The sequence below is a fragment of the Roseibium porphyridii genome (assembly GCF_026191725.2).
GTDB classification, from domain to species: Bacteria; Pseudomonadota; Alphaproteobacteria; order Rhizobiales; family Stappiaceae; genus Roseibium; species Roseibium porphyridii.
In genome coordinates this window covers 3,428,148-3,446,289 of record NZ_CP120863.1, presented here as the reverse complement: position 1 = coordinate 3,446,289, position 18,142 = coordinate 3,428,148, and the positions used below count along the sequence as shown (strand labels likewise).

The 18,142-nt window shown below is 53.6% G+C and carries 15 protein-coding genes, 2 tRNA genes and 1 riboswitch; of the genes, 10 read left to right on the top strand and 7 right to left on the bottom strand.

Annotated features, from left to right (window positions below):
- The first annotated feature begins 53 nt into the window (after nucleotides 1-53).
- Together K1718_RS16025 and K1718_RS16020 are read left to right on the top strand one after the other, a co-directional pair.
- Nucleotides 54-1,190 carry an ABC transporter permease subunit gene (locus tag K1718_RS16025; RefSeq protein ID WP_265681580.1) on the top strand — a complete coding sequence of 379 codons (1,137 nt, stop codon included), beginning with the start codon at nucleotides 54-56 and terminating at the stop codon, nucleotides 1,188-1,190.
- 1 nt (nucleotide 1,191) lies between these two features.
- Complete coding sequence (locus tag K1718_RS16020) at nucleotides 1,192-2,280, top strand: amino acid ABC transporter permease (protein ID WP_152501903.1); 1,089 nt, start codon at nucleotides 1,192-1,194, stop codon at nucleotides 2,278-2,280.
- Nucleotides 2,281-2,409: 129 nt separating this feature from the next.
- On the opposite strand, the gene K1718_RS16015 is transcribed toward K1718_RS16020, so the two are convergent.
- Together K1718_RS16015 and K1718_RS16010 are read right to left on the bottom strand one after the other, a co-directional pair.
- Nucleotides 2,410-4,146, bottom strand: a complete 1,737-nt coding sequence (locus tag K1718_RS16015) for an LTA synthase family protein (protein WP_265681581.1) — start codon at nucleotides 4,144-4,146, stop codon at nucleotides 2,410-2,412.
- 606 nt (nucleotides 4,147-4,752) lie between these two features.
- Nucleotides 4,753-4,828 (bottom strand) — tRNA-Asn (locus K1718_RS16010).
- Between the two features lie 323 nt (nucleotides 4,829-5,151).
- A riboswitch (cobalamin riboswitch) is annotated at nucleotides 5,152-5,363 on the top strand.
- Between the two features lie 34 nt (nucleotides 5,364-5,397).
- Between K1718_RS16010 and cobU the strand changes: the two genes are divergently transcribed.
- Genes cobU through K1718_RS15975 form a run of 7 tightly spaced genes read left to right on the top strand, consistent with a single transcriptional unit; the run spans nucleotide 5,398 to nucleotide 13,744 of the window.
- Nucleotides 5,398-5,949: a bifunctional adenosylcobinamide kinase/adenosylcobinamide-phosphate guanylyltransferase gene (cobU, locus tag K1718_RS16005; protein ID WP_265681583.1), complete on the top strand. Its 552-nt coding sequence runs from the start codon at nucleotides 5,398-5,400 to the stop codon at nucleotides 5,947-5,949.
- Nucleotides 5,946-7,037: a cobalamin biosynthesis protein CobW gene (gene cobW / locus K1718_RS16000; RefSeq protein ID WP_265681585.1), complete on the top strand. Its 1,092-nt coding sequence runs from the start codon at nucleotides 5,946-5,948 to the stop codon at nucleotides 7,035-7,037. The genes cobU and cobW overlap by 4 nt, the downstream gene beginning before the upstream one ends.
- A 32-nt stretch (nucleotides 7,038-7,069) precedes the next feature.
- Nucleotides 7,070-10,828 carry a cobaltochelatase subunit CobN gene (gene cobN / locus K1718_RS15995; RefSeq protein ID WP_265681586.1) on the top strand — a complete coding sequence of 1,253 codons (3,759 nt, stop codon included), beginning with the start codon at nucleotides 7,070-7,072 and terminating at the stop codon, nucleotides 10,826-10,828.
- A complete protein-coding gene (cobO, locus tag K1718_RS15990) occupies nucleotides 10,825-11,463 on the top strand; it encodes a cob(I)yrinic acid a,c-diamide adenosyltransferase (protein ID WP_265681587.1) in 639 nt (212 codons plus the stop codon). Before cobN ends, cobO begins: the two co-directional genes overlap by 4 nt.
- Before the next feature lie 12 nt (nucleotides 11,464-11,475).
- Nucleotides 11,476-11,958 carry a GNAT family N-acetyltransferase gene (locus K1718_RS15985; protein WP_265681589.1) on the top strand — a complete coding sequence of 161 codons (483 nt, stop codon included), beginning with the start codon at nucleotides 11,476-11,478 and terminating at the stop codon, nucleotides 11,956-11,958.
- A 2-nt stretch (nucleotides 11,959-11,960) separates the two neighbouring features.
- Nucleotides 11,961-12,269, top strand: coding sequence for a YrhK family protein (locus K1718_RS15980; RefSeq protein ID WP_152501896.1), 309 nt, complete (start codon nucleotides 11,961-11,963; stop codon nucleotides 12,267-12,269).
- Nucleotides 12,266-13,744: a cobyric acid synthase gene (locus K1718_RS15975; protein ID WP_265681590.1), complete on the top strand. Its 1,479-nt coding sequence runs from the start codon at nucleotides 12,266-12,268 to the stop codon at nucleotides 13,742-13,744. Before K1718_RS15980 ends, K1718_RS15975 begins: the two co-directional genes overlap by 4 nt.
- A gap of 22 nt (nucleotides 13,745-13,766) precedes the next feature.
- Here the strand turns inward: K1718_RS15975 and cbiB are convergent, their stop codons facing one another.
- On the bottom strand, nucleotides 13,767-14,744 hold the full coding sequence (gene cbiB, locus K1718_RS15970; protein ID WP_265681591.1) for an adenosylcobinamide-phosphate synthase CbiB: 978 nt from the start codon (nucleotides 14,742-14,744) through the stop codon (nucleotides 13,767-13,769).
- 9 nt (nucleotides 14,745-14,753) lie between these two features.
- On the bottom strand, nucleotides 14,754-15,755 hold the full coding sequence (gene cobD / locus K1718_RS15965) for a threonine-phosphate decarboxylase CobD (RefSeq protein WP_265681594.1): 1,002 nt from the start codon (nucleotides 15,753-15,755) through the stop codon (nucleotides 14,754-14,756).
- A 184-nt stretch (nucleotides 15,756-15,939) separates the two neighbouring features.
- On the opposite strand from cobD, the gene K1718_RS15960 reads away from it, so the two are divergent.
- The gene (locus tag K1718_RS15960; RefSeq protein WP_152501892.1) at nucleotides 15,940-16,191 is read left to right on the top strand and encodes a hypothetical protein; all 252 of its coding nucleotides are present in this window, start codon (nucleotides 15,940-15,942) and stop codon (nucleotides 16,189-16,191) included.
- Nucleotides 16,192-16,223: 32 nt separating this feature from the next.
- Here the strand turns inward: K1718_RS15960 and K1718_RS15955 are convergent, their stop codons facing one another.
- From K1718_RS15955 to K1718_RS15945, 3 genes are all read right to left on the bottom strand, one after another.
- Nucleotides 16,224-17,357 carry a carboxylate-amine ligase gene (locus K1718_RS15955; RefSeq protein WP_152501891.1) on the bottom strand — a complete coding sequence of 378 codons (1,134 nt, stop codon included), beginning with the start codon at nucleotides 17,355-17,357 and terminating at the stop codon, nucleotides 16,224-16,226.
- 104 nt (nucleotides 17,358-17,461) lie between these two features.
- The gene (locus K1718_RS15950) at nucleotides 17,462-17,893 is read right to left on the bottom strand and encodes a hypothetical protein (protein ID WP_265681597.1); all 432 of its coding nucleotides are present in this window, start codon (nucleotides 17,891-17,893) and stop codon (nucleotides 17,462-17,464) included.
- A gap of 116 nt (nucleotides 17,894-18,009) precedes the next feature.
- Nucleotides 18,010-18,083, bottom strand: a tRNA-Cys gene (locus K1718_RS15945).
- Nucleotides 18,084-18,142: the final 59 nt, after the last annotated feature.

Below are 18,142 nucleotides of genomic sequence, written 5' to 3'. Positions count from 1 at the left end.
GGCATTTTTGTCTTGCCGCTTTTCTATTGTGTTGCGGCAAGGAGGATCCGGGAATGGATGCTGCGGCTCTCAAGACCAGGCGGAAACGCCGTGAACTGATATTGCAGACGTTGCTGGTTGTTGTGGTAGCCCTGATCGTCTGGGCTGCAATTTCAACCGCGCAAACGAAGCTGGACGAGCTCAACATGACGAGCGGCTTCGGATTTCTGGAACGGGCAACAGGTTGGGCGTATTCGTTTTCACTGATCGACCGATCAATTGACGACAGCTATTCCAGAACGCTGTTGATCGGTTTCATGAACACATTGTTCCTCGGGCTGATTTGCATTGTGCTTTCCACCGTACTCGGGTTTGCGATCGGCACTGCCAGGGATGCACGCCAACTTGGCCTCAACGCGGTCGCAACGGTCTATATCCAGCTCTTTCGAAACTTGCCGCTGATACTGCAGCTCGTGTTTTGGTACGCGGTTTTGATCCACATGCCCGGGCCTCGGCAGGCATATTCACTGGGGGATGCACTGTTTCTCTCAAACAGGGGTCTGATGCTGCCAGCGCTGAATGTTTCGCCGTCAGCAGTACTCGGAATTTTCGCCTGCCTGGTCCTGCTTGGGTTCGTTATCTTTCGACTGAAGAGCCTTCAATTCCTTCACAAGCTTGGTCTTTGGTTGGTTGCCGGTATTGGTCTGACGCTGATCTTGGCTTCCATGTTCACACCGGCGGATTCCTCAATTTTCTCAATTCCGGCGCAGAAGGGATTGAGGTTTCAGGGCGGCCTGACGGTTTCCATCGAACTTGTCGCCATGATCCTTGCGATCACACTTTACGGTTCTGCCTATATTGCCGAAGTGGTGCGTGGAGGACTTCACGAAGTGCCGAGCGGCCTGACCGAAGCCGGCAAGGCTCTCGGTCTGTCATCTCGTTCCATCTGGTTTCACGTTAAAATGCCGATGGCATTGCGAACAATCATGCCGCCTCTGGGCAACCAGTGGATCTTTATCATGAAGGCGACCACGCTCGGTGTCGCGATTGGTTTCAGCGATCTCTTTTATATCGTGTCAACGTCAATTACCCAGTCCGGACAAACGCTTGAGCTCATGGGATTGTTGATGCTGTCCTTCTTGCTGATCAACTATTCGCTGGCTCAAATCGTCAACTTCATCAATGCGCGCCTTGCGCTGAAAGGGCACTGATATGGCGATCGCGAGCGAAGTCACCGGCACGTCTGACAGATGGGACCAATTGGTCAGAACCTTAAAGAAACGTGCTTTCCGAAGTCCAAGCGACTCGCTAACCAGCGTCTTCATTTTTGGTCTGATGCTTTACATGGCCTGGATGCTGCTGGACTGGGCACTCTTCAGCGCTGTCTGGCGGGCTGAAGACGTTGAACACTGCGCTGAAGCAGGCGGGGCGTGCTGGTCGGTCATTGCCGCGCGACACCGTTTGATACTCTTCGGACTTTATCCTTACGACCTTCATTGGCGTTCGACGCTGGCATGCATAGCAATCGTGGCAACGGTCGTACTGTCTTGCCTGCCTCACTTCTGGAGCACCAGCAAACTGGTTACGCTCTGGATTGTTGGTTTTGGAACTTACGTCCTTCTGATGGATGGCAGCCTTCTTGGGCAGGCTCAGGTAACCACCGATCAATGGGGTGGCTTGGCACTCACCCTGTTCATGTTCTCAGCGGTCGTTTTGCTTGGCATGCCGATGGGGCTTTTGTTGGCGCTTGCGAGACGATCACGATTGCCGGCTGTCAAAGGCGCGGCATCGTTGTTGATTGATTTCATTCGCTCGCTGCCTTTGCTGACAACTCTGTTTGCTGCTGCCGTCGTGATACCGCTGCTTCTGCCAGACTGGTTGAATGGCGACAAGATCTGGCGGGTGATCGTCGGTTTTGCGCTGTTTTTCGCGTGTTATCAGGCAGAGGTTTTTCGTGGTGGCTTCCAGGCGATCCCGAAAGGACAGTTTGAGGCAGGCAAAGCGCTTGGACTGACATCGTTTCAGATCCTGTCCCGCATCGTCATGCCGCAGGTTTTCCGCCATGCGTTGCCCTCAACGATCAACATGGTCGTGGTAACGTTCAAGGAGACCGCGATTGTGATCATCATCGGTTTCTTTGATGTCCTGGCATCTGCCAATGCGGCCTTCGGCACCGTCGAATGGGCGCCTTACTATATCGAGGTCTACGCGTTTGTCGGTGCGATCTATTGGATCTTCATCTTCTCGCTCAGCCAATATGGAGAGTATTTGAAGGCACGGATGTCCGTCGCCAAACGCTAGGTCGGCAAAGGACATTCTTCCATTGTCGAATGAAATCTGCAGGGGTCGTACATTCGATCTCCGCTTTTTTCGTTGTGAAGCGGCCCGAGAAGTGCATTTACGACGGGCGATACCCCGATCTGCATGTGTCTAATTGACGTTTGCCGCTTCGGTCCGCGCATACTCGTGTTTACGCGCGCCGCTTTGTTTGAATTTGACGCGTGCATTGGAGCAGACACGCTGGTTGGCGCGGCAATCATAGTGAGCATCCAGACGCCCCTCGATTCCACATGTTTGAAAGAGACCCATGCACTCGTCGCGCATGTTGCGAAGATCTGTCTGGATAGGCGTCATAGGGAGCCCTGCTGTTTCAAGAAGAGTGACACCAAGAAACTGTAGGTCCAGACGCTCGAAAGACGGTACTGGTGCGGCAAGGTCTGTCTTTAGGGGTCGAACCTGGAAAGAAGTCATGTAGGCACCCGACTCTTTGTTGGCGAGCGGGGCTGGACCTTCTCGTCGGCGCCAGTAATCCAAAGTCAGACCAGGCTGGTGATCGCCGAATTCAAGAACGACGGTTGGTTGGCTAAGGGCTTCAACCTGTTCGATGAATTGTCCCAGGTCTTCGCGGCTTATGGCAAGACGTCTGAAGTACTCATTGATCTCGCTGTCCGGACTAAATGGCTCTCCAGCGACAGTCCGGTCTGGTTCCATTCTGTAGTTCCAAGGTGAATGGGCAGACATGGTCAGAACAAACATAAAGATCGGTCGGTCGTCGTTTTCCCGATGATCCTTAAGAACGGTGAGCGCTTTGTCATAGTAAAAGGAATCGGATTCTTGCGTCGACGGCGCCTTCATGTCGTGCTGATCGATAAAAGTTTCAAATCCAATCGACTCCATAAAACGACCTTCATTGACGAAGGAGTAGTGGAGTGGTGACAGGAAAACCGTGTGGTATCCACAATCGGAAAGATACTGGACAAGAGACTGCCGGATTCGCCCTTCCAGAATGAAATTTGAGTAGCTGGTCAACCAACCAAGGTCGGTTATCGGCAAGCCGGAAACGAAACCTGCTGTTGTAATCCAGGTCCCACCTGAAAAGGTCTCGACTTTTAGGGGCCGAAGTGTTTCGTCCGGACCGTTGAAGGCTCCTTCCAACTCTTCTGGAATTTTTTCGTCGTAAAATATTTCGGGTGGAACGATCGACTCTGCCTGAACAACCAGAATGTCGGGCTTCGACACAAATTGTCTGCAAACACCGTGCGTTTCAGCGCTGCTGTCCAAAGTGGCTGTTTCTCGGTTTAGAAGTTCCAGAAGCGGAATTGGGTCTCCCAGGTTTGCCAGATGCTTCATGGATGTGAACACGGAAGTGATGTAGCGAAAGCGCATCAGGTCTTCGACGCCGCTGAAGGTGCGCGGTTGAAATGCGATTGCAAGCGCGACGCACAGGGGAAGCGCAATCAGCGCTCTCCATCTGCTTTTCGAAGAAGGTGTCTCGAACCAACCAAAAACGATAAGTGCTGCCAACGCCCCCAAAAACAACACGATCACGCCGATCACAAGTGGCAGGAAACCATCGAATAGGAATGCCAGTGTGCCGGGATTGAATGCGAAGTAATAGAGATCCACGACATTTGGAGCCACGGACATCCATTTGATTTTGGCGTAGGAGATAAATGCGATCAGTGCCACGACGGCCAAGCCGAAATATATTGATGTCTTGATCCGCCCGGTCAGCAATACCGAAAAGGCGATGATCGCAAAAGTGATGAAATATGCCATAGGCAGGGTCACGACCATGCGTTCTGCCAACGCAACACCTGCCATCCCGAGGAGCAACGTAAGTCCAATAATTCTTCGGTCAAAAAAGAAATCTACTAGCCGTCGCATCTAACCCTCTGCAGGTGATTTTCGTTCTTTTGTTAGCCTGCTAATCGCAACTTCGGAGTTAACTTGAATTGTCAGGTTTTCAATGCCCATTTCAGGCAATTGTTCTCTTAGGGTTAACCGTATTGTTCGGATCAGGTCGCCTATCACGCGATCCATCTATCAATTGAACTGCTCGTTCGTCTATAAATTAATGTATTAAATTTTCTTAATTAAGAAAACTTCGCGTGTAGGAAAACAAAATAATAGTAAAAAATTCGAATGGTAAAAATGTATAACTTGGAGCGTCGTAATTATTTTGTTTGTGAACTGCACTTATAGATCGCAAATGCAAAGTTATCGCAACTTGAATGCCACATGGTGGCTCATTTCTTGATTGTCCGGTTTCTCTCGTTAAACATCAAACTCGAGAGGCTAGCTGAGAAGACCTGGTTTCGCGCAGCAAAGTCCACTCGTCGGCAGGTGTTTCTGCCTCCAAATGGAGCAGTGCTTGCAGCTGAGCGAATGATTCTGAAATCGCCTGCATCCATAGCGAGACAAGCCAAGCACCACCTGACCCATGCACAAGTTCGGAAGCTAAAATTGATCTATTTTCAGGAAGAAGGTGGATGGCTCCCCAGGCCGGACTCGAACCAGCGACCCAGCGATTAACAGTCGCTTGCTCTACCAACTGAGCTACTGGGGATCACCACGCTCGGGGCCAGCAACGCTGCCCCGTCGGTGGAGATGCGTATATCAAAGGCTTGCTCCGTTTGCCAAGCCCCAAAGGCCTATTTTTTCATCGAGCCGACATTTTTTTGTTGCTCGTGTGGAAAACCTTATATTTTTCAGACAAGTAATCGCTGTAGCCAGCTTTTCATTCTCCAATCTAGGATGGCCTTGTATTGTTCTTTTGGTCCCGTGAAGTCAGCGATGTTCACGAAGGTGGGGACATAAGGTGCCGTGCTGACTGGAATTGATCATTTTGCTGAAGCGATAACACCAGTGCTTGTGCCGTGAACCGGATAAGGTTAGGAAGGATCTGACGGTTCCGGAGAAGGTCAGGCCTGATCCGGATGAAACGGGAATCCGGTGCTGGCTAATTGCCATAAACCGGAGCTGCCCCCGCAACTGTAAGCGGTGAGCGTTTGCGCGAAAACCCACTGGTCGAAGAGACCGGGAAGGGGCGCAAAACGCGCTGAGCCGCAAGCCAGGAGACCGGCCGTCGATCATGCAACCCTTTTGTGCTGTCGGGCGGACGGCTGGGAGACTGGATTGACGCACAAAGATACTTCCCGGGCCACCCTTGTCCTTGGCGGAGCACGCTCTGGAAAAAGCCGATTTGCCGAGCATATTGTGGCAGGCGCGGGCCTGGACAAGATTTATATCGCGACAGGCGCGGCGTTCGACGCCGAGATGGAAAGCCGGATCGATGCTCATCGTAATCAGCGCGGACCATCTTGGAAAACGATCGAAGAACAGACTGACCTGTCCTCCGTGCTTCAAAGAGAATGCCTCCCGAACACAGTCGTCCTTGTGGATTGCCTGACGCTTTGGCTTTCCAATCTTTATTTTGCTGAAAGAGACGTCGTCGCCGAAACCGCACATTTGTGCGAGGTCGTTGCGTCGCTGCAAGGACCGTGCGTCTTTGTCTCAAATGAAGTCGGCATGGGAATCGTGCCGGAGAACCGACTTTCCAGGTCGTTTCGAGATGCACAAGGCCGTCTCAATCAGGATATGGCGAAAGTCTGTGAAACAGTCGTTTTCGTAGCGGCTGGTTTGCCAATGATATTGAAACCTAACTCTCAACCGGACATCAAACTATGACCGCCTCCTTTGGAACTCCGGGCACAAAAATCCCGGCTACAATCGTCACCGGGTTTCTGGGTGCCGGGAAAACCACGCTTATTCGCAATCTGTTGCAAAATGCTGGCGGCAAGCGAATCGCTCTGATTGTCAATGAGTTTGGCGACATGGGCTTTGATGGGTCGCTGGTGAATGGCTGCGCGGACCCCGATTGTGCGGCTGAAGAAGTGGTCGAGCTGACCAATGGATGTATTTGCTGCACAGTTGCGGACGATTTCCTCCCAACGATGGAAATGTTGCTTGCGCGCGAGACGCCGCCCGAACATATCGTCATCGAGACTTCTGGTCTGGCGTTGCCTCAACCGCTCGTACGGGCGTTTTCCTGGCCAAGTGTGAAGCCAAAGGTGACTGTCGACGGTGTTGTCACCGTGCTTGATGCCGCGGCCTTGGCAGAAGGACGGATTGCGCTGGATGAAGACGCTCTGGAAGCGCAGCGCGCGGCTGATGAGGCCCTCGATCATGAAAGCCCGGTCGAAGAACTCTTTCATGATCAGCTACGTTGCGCGGATCTGGTCGTGCTCAACAAAGCCGACCTCGTTTCTGAAACTGCCTTGGACAGCGTGCATGGCCGAATTGCCAAAGATGTGCGTTCGGCGGTTCACATTGTATCGTCGGAAAAAGGTACTCTTCCGATTGAAGTGCTGCTCGGGCGTGGATCTGCAGCAGAAGATGACATGTCCGGACGACACGAGCATCACCACCATCACCACGACCATGACCACGAAGATGAGGACCACCATCATCATGATCATCACCACCATGATGATTTCGAAAGCCATGTCCTCCCGGTTTCCGCATTCGCCAGTTTGAAGCAAGCCGAGGACAAAGTCCTGGAAGCAATGTCGTTGAAGGGTGTCCTCAGGATCAAGGGTGCCGTCGAAATTGATCGAAAAGCTGCACCTGCCATGGTGCAAGCCGTTGGGCCAAGGGTTGAGACCTGGTTTGCTGCGGGTGCAGAAAGTTCAGGCCGTCTGGTTGTGATTGGTCTGAAGGGACTGGATCTTGATGCTGTCAGATCTGTTCTCGGTGGTTTGAAGGCCGCCGCCTAAAGGCCAGGAAAGCACAGGCACAGCCAAAAGACATGCATATCTTAGCCAGCCAGACACGCCGGATTGACGATGGTGGAGACGCAGTCGACCTTGGTCAGTCTCCAGCCGATATACTCTTTCTCTCCGCAGCAGATACAGAATTGGGCAGCTTTGCAGCTGCCCACGCAATGCTAGGGACGGACAGGGCAACCTTGCGGCTGGCGAATCTGATGGCGCTGTCGCATCCGTACTCGGTTGATCTTTATGCCGAGCAAACAGTCCGCGGCGCGCGCCTGGTTGTCTTGAGAGTCCTGGGTGGTGTCGAATATTGGCGCTACGGTCTTGAAAGGTTTGAAGAAGAAATACGCGCAAGCGGCATTGAACTGATTGTTGTTCCCGGTGACGACAAATGGGATGCCGATCTCAGTGGGCGGTCAACAAGGCCTGTTGAAGACGTTCATCGGTTTTGGCGGTACTGTGTTGAGGGCGGATCTGAAAACTATGCCAATGCTCTGCGCTTTTGTGCATTCCTGATCGGAGATTCTGAAGAACCCGCCCAGCCAGTTCCTCTTCCGCGTGCCGGTCTTTATCTTCCCGGACACGCATCCCCGGATCTGAGCACCTTGAAGTCGACCTGGCATGATCAGGCCAGGCCGCTGGCTGCCATCACCTTCTACCGTGCGCTTGTACAAGGTGCCCAGACTGCTCCGGTCGACGCCCTGGTTGATGCCCTGGACAAAGCAGGCGTCAACGCGATGCCGGTTTTTGTTTCGAGCCTGAAGGAAGCAGAATCCGTTGCCGTGCTGGAGAGCCTCTTCGCCGACGCGCGACCGGACGTCGTTCTGAACGGTACAGCATTCGCCGTTTCTAAGGCAGGGGCGCCGCATCAGCCCACGCCATTGGATCGACCGGGCAAGCCCGTATTGCAGGTCGTCTTTTCGTCTTCCTCAAAGGAAGGATGGGAAGAAAGCGATCAAGGTCTTTCCATTCGTGACCTCGCTATGCATGTGGTGTTGCCGGAAATAGACGGGCGCATCTTGAGCCGAGCCGTGTCGTTCAAGGAAGAGGGCGTTTTCGACGAGGCGACGCAATCAACACCCGTCAAATTCACACCCGTGCCTGATCGAATCACCTTTGTTGCGGACTTGGCGGCAAATTGGGCGAAGCTTGGCAAAAAGCCTAAGGCAGAGAAAAAGACCGCACTGATTCTGGCAAATTACCCCAACAAGGACGGTCGTCTTGCCAATGGAGTTGGCCTGGACACACCCGCATCCTGTGTCAAAGTTCTGGAAGCATTGAACAATGCCGGATTTGATACCGGCGAAGCCCCAAAAAGTTCCGCTGCCCTGATGGAGACACTGACAAGTGGGGTCACCAATTCTCTTGATAAACGTTCTGACAAAATGGCGTTTCAGGAATTTGACCTGAACGACTACCAATCGGCCTTTGCGCGGCTGTCTGATGATGTGAGGCGTTCAGTTCTCGAGCGTTGGGGACAACCTGAAGACGACCCACATGTGACAGACGGCAAATTCCGCTTGGGTCTACACAGGTTTGGCAATCAGGTTGTCGGTATTCAACCGGCGCGCGGCTACAACATTGATCCGAAGGAAACGTATCACGATCCGGACCTTGTACCGCCGCACAACTATTTCGCTTTTTACTTCTGGCTGGGTTGCTCCTTCGGGGTGGATGCTGTCATTCATCTGGGCAAACATGGCAATCTGGAATGGTTGCCCGGAAAGGCGCTAGCTCTTTCGGCAAACTGCTTTCCCGAAGCAGTGCTTGGGCCGGTGCCAAACATCTATCCATTCATTGTCAACGATCCGGGTGAGGGGGCGCAGGCAAAAAGACGGACCTCTGCCGTCATTGTCGATCATTTGACGCCAGCCTTGACGCGGGCTGAAAGCCACGGCGTCGCGGAAGAGATGGAGACACTCCTGGATGAGTATTATCTCGCCAGCGGCGTGGATCCGCGCCGCTTGAAAGCACTGACCGGCGACATTCTGGATGCCGCTGCACGTCATGGGCTCGACAAGGATATCGGCCTTTCTGACGAAATGGACGAGGAAACGCGTTTGGCGCGTTTGGACGCGCATTTGTGCGACTTAAAGGAGCTGCAGATCCGCGACGGACTTCATATTCTTGGAGTAAGCCCGGACGGAGAACAGTTGACCGATCTCCTGGCAGCGCTTGCAAGAGTGCCACGCGGGGCCAGCCCTGCAGACGAGAGCCTTCAGAGAGCCATCGCAAAAGACCTTGGGTTTGGTGACTTTGATCCCCTCGACTGCGACTTTTCCGAGGCCTGGACCTACATTAGGCCCAAACTGCTTCAAGAAGTGCTTGCCTCCGCCTGGCGTTCCAACGGTGACACTGTCGAGCGAATTGAGGTGCTAGCCCAGCGACTGATATCCGGCAATTCGGATGCGCCAGAAGACTGGATATCGACGAAAGCGGCTCTTCGTGAGGTCAATGAAACCCTTCGGCCTTCGGTTTGCGGGTCTGGGAATGCCGAAATCGCTGCGGTGTTAACGTCGCTCTCTGGAGGGTTCGTAGAGCCAGGGCCGTCTGGTGCACCTTCGAGAGGCCGGCCGGACGTTCTGCCGACAGGCAAGAATTTCTACTCCGTCGATGTTCGGGCCGTTCCAACCGAAACTGCCTGGCGGCTTGGTCAGAAGTCCGCTCAGTTGATTGCGGAACGCTATTTTCAGGAGGAGGGCGAGTGGCCCTCGTCCCTGGTGTTGACTTGTTGGGGCACTGCGAACATGCGCACCGGAGGAGACGATATCGCGCAGGCATTGGCTCTGATTGGAGCAAAACCCGTTTGGGAGACCGGCTCGGGTCGCGTTACGGGATTTGAAATTCTCAAACTGTCAGAACTCGGGCGTCCACGTATCGATGTGACATTGAGAGTTTCAGGCTTCTTTAGAGACGCATTTCCGCACCAAATGGATCTGTTCGACAGCGCGGTTAGAGCAGTTGGTGCACTCAATGAACCAGAGGTCGCAAACCCCGTCGCTTCGCGTATGAAAGATGAGACGAGACGCCTCGTTGAAGACGGTCTGGACAAGAATACGGCGGCTCAACGAGCGGGCTTCAGAGTGTTCGGGTCCAAACCAGGGGCCTATGGTGCAGGTCTTCAAGCGCTTATTGATGAGGGCATTTGGCAGAAACGCGCAGATTTTGCAGACGTGTTTCTGAGCTGGGGCGGATATGCTTATGGCGGCGGCGCGGAAGGGACAGGCGCGCGCCCAGATTTGGAAAAGCGCCTGCGGTCCGTTGATGCCGTTCTTCACAATCAGGACAACCGGGAGCATGATCTGCTCGACAGCGATGACTATTACCAGTTCGAAGGTGGGCTGGCCGCGACGGTCGAAACGCTGTCTGAAAAAGACCCCAAGATTTATCACAATGATCATTCCCGGCCCGAACGTCCGGTGGTTCGTTCATTGACGGAAGAGTTGGGCCGTGTCGTCCGGGCCCGTGCCGCAAACCCGAAATGGATTCGTGGTGTCATGCGCCACGGTTACAAAGGGGCATTTGAGATGGTTGCCACGCTCGATTATCTCTTCGCGTTCGCAGCCACAACACATGCTGTTGGGGACCATCACTTTGATCAGCTTTACGACGCATACCTGGATGATGAAACCGTTCGAGATTTCCTTAAAGATGCCAATCCTGCAGGTTTCAATGAAATGCTCGACCGATTTCAGGACGCAATTGAGCGCGGCCTCTGGACGCCGCGTCGCAATTCGACCCATTCTGCCTTGAGTGACATGAAATCCAATCTCGTGGAGACACCAGCACCGTGACCGAAGAAAACGACAAGCCAGGGTTGACCGAAGAAGAACTGAATGCCCGTCACGCCGAGAAGATGCGCAAGAAGAAGGCGGCGCGCGACAAGATCATGGCGACCAAGACCATCGAAAAAGGTCTTCTGATTGTGCATACCGGCAAGGGAAAGGGAAAATCGACCGCCGGTTTCGGTATGGTTTTTCGCTCTCTCGGTCATGGCCACAAAGTTGGCGTTGTGCAGTTTGTCAAAGGCCGTATCGAAACTGGCGAGCGTGCAGCACTCGAACGATTTTCAGATCTGGTGACCATAAAGCGCATGGGCGAAGGTTTTACCTGGGAGACACAGGACAGACAGCGCGACATAGACGCCGCCCAACAAGCCTGGGATGCGGCGAAAGAGATGATTACATCCGGTGATTTTCGGCTGATCCTTTGCGACGAACTCAACATCGTTTTGCGCTACGACTATCTCGACATTGCTGAAGTGGTCGACTTTCTGAAGAACGAGAAGCCCGATGATGTGCACGTTGTCATCACAGGCCGAAATGCCAAAGACGAACTGATTGAGATTGCCGATCTTGTGACCGAGATGACGCAAATCAAGCACCCGTTCCGATCAGGCGTTAAGCCACAAGAGGGTATAGAGTTCTAAAGGTGAGTTCCGGTGCAGGGTTCATGTGTCGTAACATCGGCACAAGCTGCCGATGTTGAAGAGATTACACAGGTTCTGAGACGTTCAATCGCGGAACTCTGTGTTGCCGATCATCTCGGCGAAACTTCGAAACTCGAACCGTGGTTGGCCAACAAGACGTCGGAGAATGTGCTTCAATGGATTGAAGGACCGGATCTGGTCGTGGCCGCTCACCTTCAAACAGATAGCACCCGGTTCATAGCTGGTGTCGGGATGGCGTCAACGGTGGGCGAGGTTTTGTTGAACTATGTGCATCCGGATGCTCGGCTGGGTGGTGTCAGCAAGGCAGTCATGCTCTCGCTGGAGGATCATCTTAGAAAGCTTGGCCTCACAAAGGCGCGGTTGACGAGCACGGTTACCGCTGAGCGGTTTTACAGATCGATTGGCTATGTCGAGACTGGCGGCACCAGATCGCACAGGGGCGTGGTGGTGCGGGATTTTGAGAAGGTGTTTTGATAATGAACAGGCTCTTTGATCATTCGTTACGGTCCGCGTCGGCAGATCATGCCGAGATTGTCCGCAAATATGAACTTTATCGAACCATTGTCGAATTTCTGGCGGCGGTGTTGTTCATCATTGGCAGCATATTTTTCTTCTATGAGCGTCTCGTATTCGCAGGCACCTGGCTGTTTCTGATCGGATCAGTGTTCTTTGCTGTCCGTCCCACCATTCGGCTGTTGCTGGAGCTTCGACTTGCAAATCTGCCGGTGCCAAAGGAATTTCGACCTTATGGAGCCGCTCCCGTGTCAGAAGACACCGCACAATGATTGAAAGCAAGTTCGCCAGGAGTTGCCCGGCGATAATGGTGCAGGGAACCGGCTCAAATGTGGGCAAAAGCCTTATCGTTGCAGGCTTATGCCGTTTGTTCGCCAATCGTGGGCTTTCGGTAAATCCGTTCAAACCGCAAAACATGTCCAACAATGCGGCCGTGACTGTCGATGGCGGTGAAATCGGCCGGGCACAAGCGCTTCAGGCTTTGGGGAGCCGAGTGTCTGCGACGGTCCACATGAATCCCGTGCTGCTTAAACCCGAAACCGATACCGGAGCACAAGTCATCGTGCAGGGAACCAGATTTGGCACGATGCGAGCTCGAGAATATGGAAAACAAAAAAGTGCACTCCTACCGAGGGTTCTTGAGAGTTTTGAAAAAATTACTTCAAGCTCAGACCTTGTGATTGTCGAAGGAGCAGGCAGCCCGGCCGAAATCAACTTGAGGGCAGGAGACATTGCAAATATGGGGTTCGCAGAAGCGGCGGACCTGCCGGTCGTCTTATGCGCAGATATCGACCGAGGTGGCGTCATAGCATCCGTGGTTGGGACCCACGCGGTGCTGCTTCCTGAGGAGAGGAACCGTATCAAGGGCTTCTTCATAAACCGCTTCAGAGGCGATCCGAGCCTTTTTGAGGAGGGCATGCGCGAGATTGAAAGCCGTACAGCATGGCGTGGCCTTGGTGTTGTGCCGTGGTTTTCCGACGCTGCGAAACTGCCGGCGGAGGATGCCCTCGGACTGGCAGACGGCTTCGGCACAGGCAAAGTCAAAATTGTCGTGCCCGTTATGTCCCGGATCGCAAATTTCGACGATCTGGATCCCCTGCGACTGGAACAGGATGTCACCCTTGAACTGGTGCAATCCGGTGCGCCGTTGCCTGCCGACGCGGATATCGTTCTACTTCCAGGCTCCAAATCCACCATCGGCGATCTTGCGTTTTTCCGGGCGCAGGGTTGGGACATCGATCTGAAAGCACACCATCGCCGTGGTGGGCATATTCTTGGCGTCTGTGGAGGATACCAGATGCTCGGCAAGACGATCTCAGACCCGGATGGTATTGAAGGGACACCCGGCACGGTCGAAGGGCTTGGATTTTTGGACGTGACGACGATACTGACACCGCAAAAATCAACGGTATCAGCATCCGGAAATCACATCGCAAGTGGTGCTGCTGTGAAAGGGTACGAAATCCATATCGGGGTTACATCGGGACCGGATTGCGAGCGACCCATGATGATGCTCGAAGACGATAAGCCTGATGGCGCGATTTCTGCGGACGGGCGCGTCTATGGAACCTATGTGCACGGGCTTTTTACGGGCGATGATTTCCGAACGGCTTATCTCGACGGTTTTGATGCCAGGGCACTGGTTGCGTATGACAGGCGCATCGACGAAATTCTGGACGACCTTGCAAGTCACCTGGGTGAAGTGATGGATATAGATGCGATTCTGGATATTGCACAGCGCAGATGACTGCAGTTGGCGTTCAGATAGGCTAAGCCACAAAAAGGATGGCCAGACTGACAACCAGCACGGCTTGAAGCCAGCAAGCACCAACCAGTAGGACAAGTGCCTCCGCGATATCATCAGATGACGCTTGCTTGCGTCCGGTTTCGTTCAGATAGCTGTCCTGGGCGGTATATTCGGCATAAACGCGCGGCCCAGCCAGCGCCAGATTAAGCGATCCCGCCATGGCTGCTTCCGGCCAACCCGCGTTTGGAGAGCGGTGTTTGCCAGCGTCTGAGCGAATGCACTTGAGGCTATCGGCAATGTTTCCCTTTGCCATTGGCGCCGCAAACGCGATGAAGAGGCCCGCAAGGCGCGACGCAGGCAAATTGATCAGGTCGTCAAACCTTGCCGATGCCCAGCCGAACTCGCCGTATTTTTCATTTTTATGGCCGATCATACTGTCTGCGGTGTTGATGGCCTTGTAGGCAAGCAGTCCGGGAAGTCCCAGCACGGCAAACCAGAACGCGGGAGCGACGACCCCGTCCGAGAAGTTTTCAGCGCAAGATTCAATCGCAGCACGCGAAACGCCGGCTTCATCCAGCTTGTCCGGGTCGCGCCCAACGATCATTGAAACCGCTTTTCGCCCGCCGGAAAGGCCATGCTCTTTAAACCCATCCCGAACCGCTGCAACATGCCGGTAAAGGCTGTTTTGTGCCAAGAACACAGCAGCGATGACAACTGTGAGTATGTCTCCAAAAGGCAACTTGGCTGTCAGCGACTGAAGACAAAAACCTGCCACCAACGACAGCATGATGATTGTGATCAGCACCAGAATGCCATTTTGCTTTCTTTTGACATCCGACAAAGTCGACTGGTTGAAACGGTGATCGAAGGCTGAAATCAGTTTTCCGAACCAGACGACAGGATGAGGCAAACGGCGCCACAACCAGTCGGGATCACCTACAATCGCGTCCAACAAAAGCGCTGCCACCAACAGCCATAAAGCATTGTCCAACACCAGCATCGTTGTAGATCAACTCTCGGCCTGAATTTCAGTGAGCGCATCGGAAAGGCGTTCCAGATTTTCTGCGCTTCCCGGCAATCCGAACCGGATCCAGGTTGGAGCATAGTCAAATATCCGCGTCCAGATATGTCGGCGCGCCAGTGCCTGATGCAGTTTCGAAGCGTCCCGCAGCCCTGCCAGCGCGTAAAGCGGCGTTCCACCAAAAACACTCAAGTTGTTCTGGGAAAGGCAAAGCGTCAGATCGGCCATCTCATCTGCCAGTTGACCTGACATTTTTTTCTGCCAGTCAGTGTCTTTGAGCGCAGATGTGCCGATTTCGATCGCTGGACCGCTCAAGCTCCAGCTCTCCAGGATCGACGACATGTTTTCTGTCACGGTCTTGGGGCCCGCAAGAAATCCGAGACGAAGTCCGGCGAGGCCGAAAAACTTGCCAAATGATCTTAACACCACAACGTTTTCGCCAGCGATGTGGGGCAAGATGCTGGAACCGGGCACCACATCCGCAAATGCTTCATCCACAACCAGGAATCCGCCCTTGTCTGTCAGCGATCTTGCGATCTCCAAGAGGCTCTTCACGTCAATCAGTTGACCGTCGGGGTTGTTCGGATTGACCAGCACCACAATTTTAGCGCTTTCCGGAACCGCATAGATGCTGGACAATTCGACCAAATCGCATTTCTCGCGAACCCAGACGGCTTTGTGGCTGGTGTAACTGGGGGAGGTGAGCGCGACGGGTCCGTCCGACAGCACGGATGGCAACAGGGAAATAAGAAGCTGAGTGCCAGGTGCGGCGACGACGCCCAGATGATCCGGAATGGCATAGGCGCGCCGTGCGGCGGTGATCAGTCGTTCCTGACCTGCCCTGGCCGGCAGATCCGTCCATGCCGTCTTGGTGACCGAGCCAGGCAGTGGATAGGAATGTGGGTTGATGCCGGTTGACAGATCCAGCCAGTCGACGCGTGTGCCGCCATACTGTTCCATTGCGCGCGTAAGGTCCCCGCCGTGTTCCATCAAATTGTCCCTCGCCAATCGCTTCGGATTTGAGCATCAGAGCGAAACGCGTAACCGATTTGCAGCGACAGGTCACCGACGGAAACGACATGCCCTTGTCAAAAGCACAGATTGACAGCAAGAACACTCGGTCGCTAAAAAGAACAAAGAGTGAACAAATGCATCTCTTTGTCCGGAGAGTTTTATGACGACAGGTCGACGCAGCCAATCAAAAGCTAATGAAATTGAACGAGAAGACCTCTTGTCGGCGCTTTCGGCTGCCAGGGCATCCTTGATCGAAGCGCAGCGATGCATGCGACCAAGGTCCGGTTTGGCCAGATCCGCAAAAGCCGTCATTTCCGAAATCGACGAGTTTGCCTTTGTCCTGACTGGAAAGGAGAATTACTTTTACACCAAAGCACATGGCACGCCGCCAAGAAGCGTTTCAACGCGGTGAAGGGAATTGGATTGCACCTGCCACCTGTTGAACTAGGTGAGACCTGCCTGGGTTTCCTCAATCAGATGATCAACCATCCTGTCCAGTGTTTCCTGAGGCAGTTGGCTGTCTTCTGAAATTTCTCCGGCAAGCGCCAGCTGTTTATCCGCTGATGTTCCCCTGGTCGCAATTTCCCGGATGTGCATGAGGTCGCTCTCGCAGCCAAAATGTTCTGCGTCGGGCCAGACCAGTTCAATCATTTCGTCAATCAGATCAATGAATGGAACGGTTTCGTTGCGGCCGAAGTCGATCAGTCGCACTGCCGTACCGTGACGTTGGGCCTGCCAGCGATTCTCCGACAATAGAAAGCGTGAGTACCTGCGCCAGCTTTGGTTTGCACGGCGAAGCCGAAACAGCATTCTGCACAAGCATCGATAGAGAGCGGCAATGGCAATGGCATCGTCCAAACGCGGGCAGACATCCGTTACGCGCATTTCCAAAGTGGGAAACCGGTCTGACGGGCGAAGGTCCCACCAGATTTTGGTGGCATCCTCGATTACGCCGGCATTCGTCAGAATGTCGACCGTGTGCCGGTACTCGTAGTTGCTCTCAAAACGTGGCGGCAGACCGGTCCTTGGCAACTCGTTGAAAACGGACAGGCGGTAGGACTTCAATCCCGTTCTGCGTCCGCGCCAAAAGGGTGACGAGGTGCTGAGTGCCAGAAGATGTGGCAGAAAATAGGAAAGTTGATTGAACAGTTCGATCCGAAGTTCTTCATCTTCAATCCCGACATGCACGTGCATGCCGCAAATCAACATCCGTTTGGCGACCACCTGCATGGTTCTGGCGATTTCGTTATAGCGTTCCTTGTTGGTATGCGGCTGATCTGTCCATTCCGCAAACGGGTGCGTGGAAGCGGCAATCGGGGCCAAATTGAATTGGGACGCCTCCTGAGTGATTGTCTTGCGGAAATAGGAAAGTTCAGCACGAACCTCAGCTAGTGTCATGCAAACCGGTGTGCCGACCTCGATCTGGCAGCGCAGAAACTCCGGACTGACCCGGCCTTCCAACGCGCTCTCACAGGCCTGAAAGAGCTCAGGAGGCGGGCTGCTCGCCAGTTTACGACTCGACTTGTCTACGAGAAGATATTCTTCTTCGACACCAATGCTGAAACTTGGTTCTTTCATCAAGGAACCTTCCGAATATTTGTTTTGCCTCATCAAGGCAGAAAAGCTGCCTATTTGGCAAACAAAGTTTCGGACTTAAGCAATCTGCGATGCATATCAAAAGGCTACCAGATGTTTCCAGCTCCAGGCGTATAGGCAGCCCCCATCACTGTATTGGCCTTAAGGACGTCGCATTCCGCGATGCCGGAAAATTTGGCGATAGCAGTGCTGCTCTCTGAAATTGAAGCCGCGAACTTGAGCTTGCTTCCAGCAGAGATTTCGACTGTATCAAGGCCCTGAATGAGAACGCTTTTCGGCGCGCTGATGATAACGTCCTGATTTTGCAGCGTGATGATGCTTTCAAGCTCGGCCAGCCTGGCTTCAAGATCGTTGACCCGTTGACGAAGAGCCTCAACTACCTGATCGCTGTTGCCGGATTGAGATACGACTTGAGGGGTCTTCCTGGGGCGGGGCGGTTCCACGCGCTTCATCGTCGATGTAGTCACAGCGCGAGCGGGCTTTTTCAAAGCGGCGGCTGGATTGGAAGGCGGTTTCATTGGCTTTCCTCAATGTTTGGGAACAGAGGGAAAACGCTAACATGCCGTAAGGGAAATGCACAATCAGCCGCAATGCTGAAGCATTTTGAACTAGCAGGTCGAACAATGAGAATAAATGGAGGCCCCGACCGGAATCGAACCGGTGTACACGGATTTGCAATCCGCTGCGTCACCACTCCGCCACAGGGCCTCTTGGTGGTGTGCCGCGCCTTATCAAACAGTTGTACGCGTTGGTCAAGTCCTGAATTC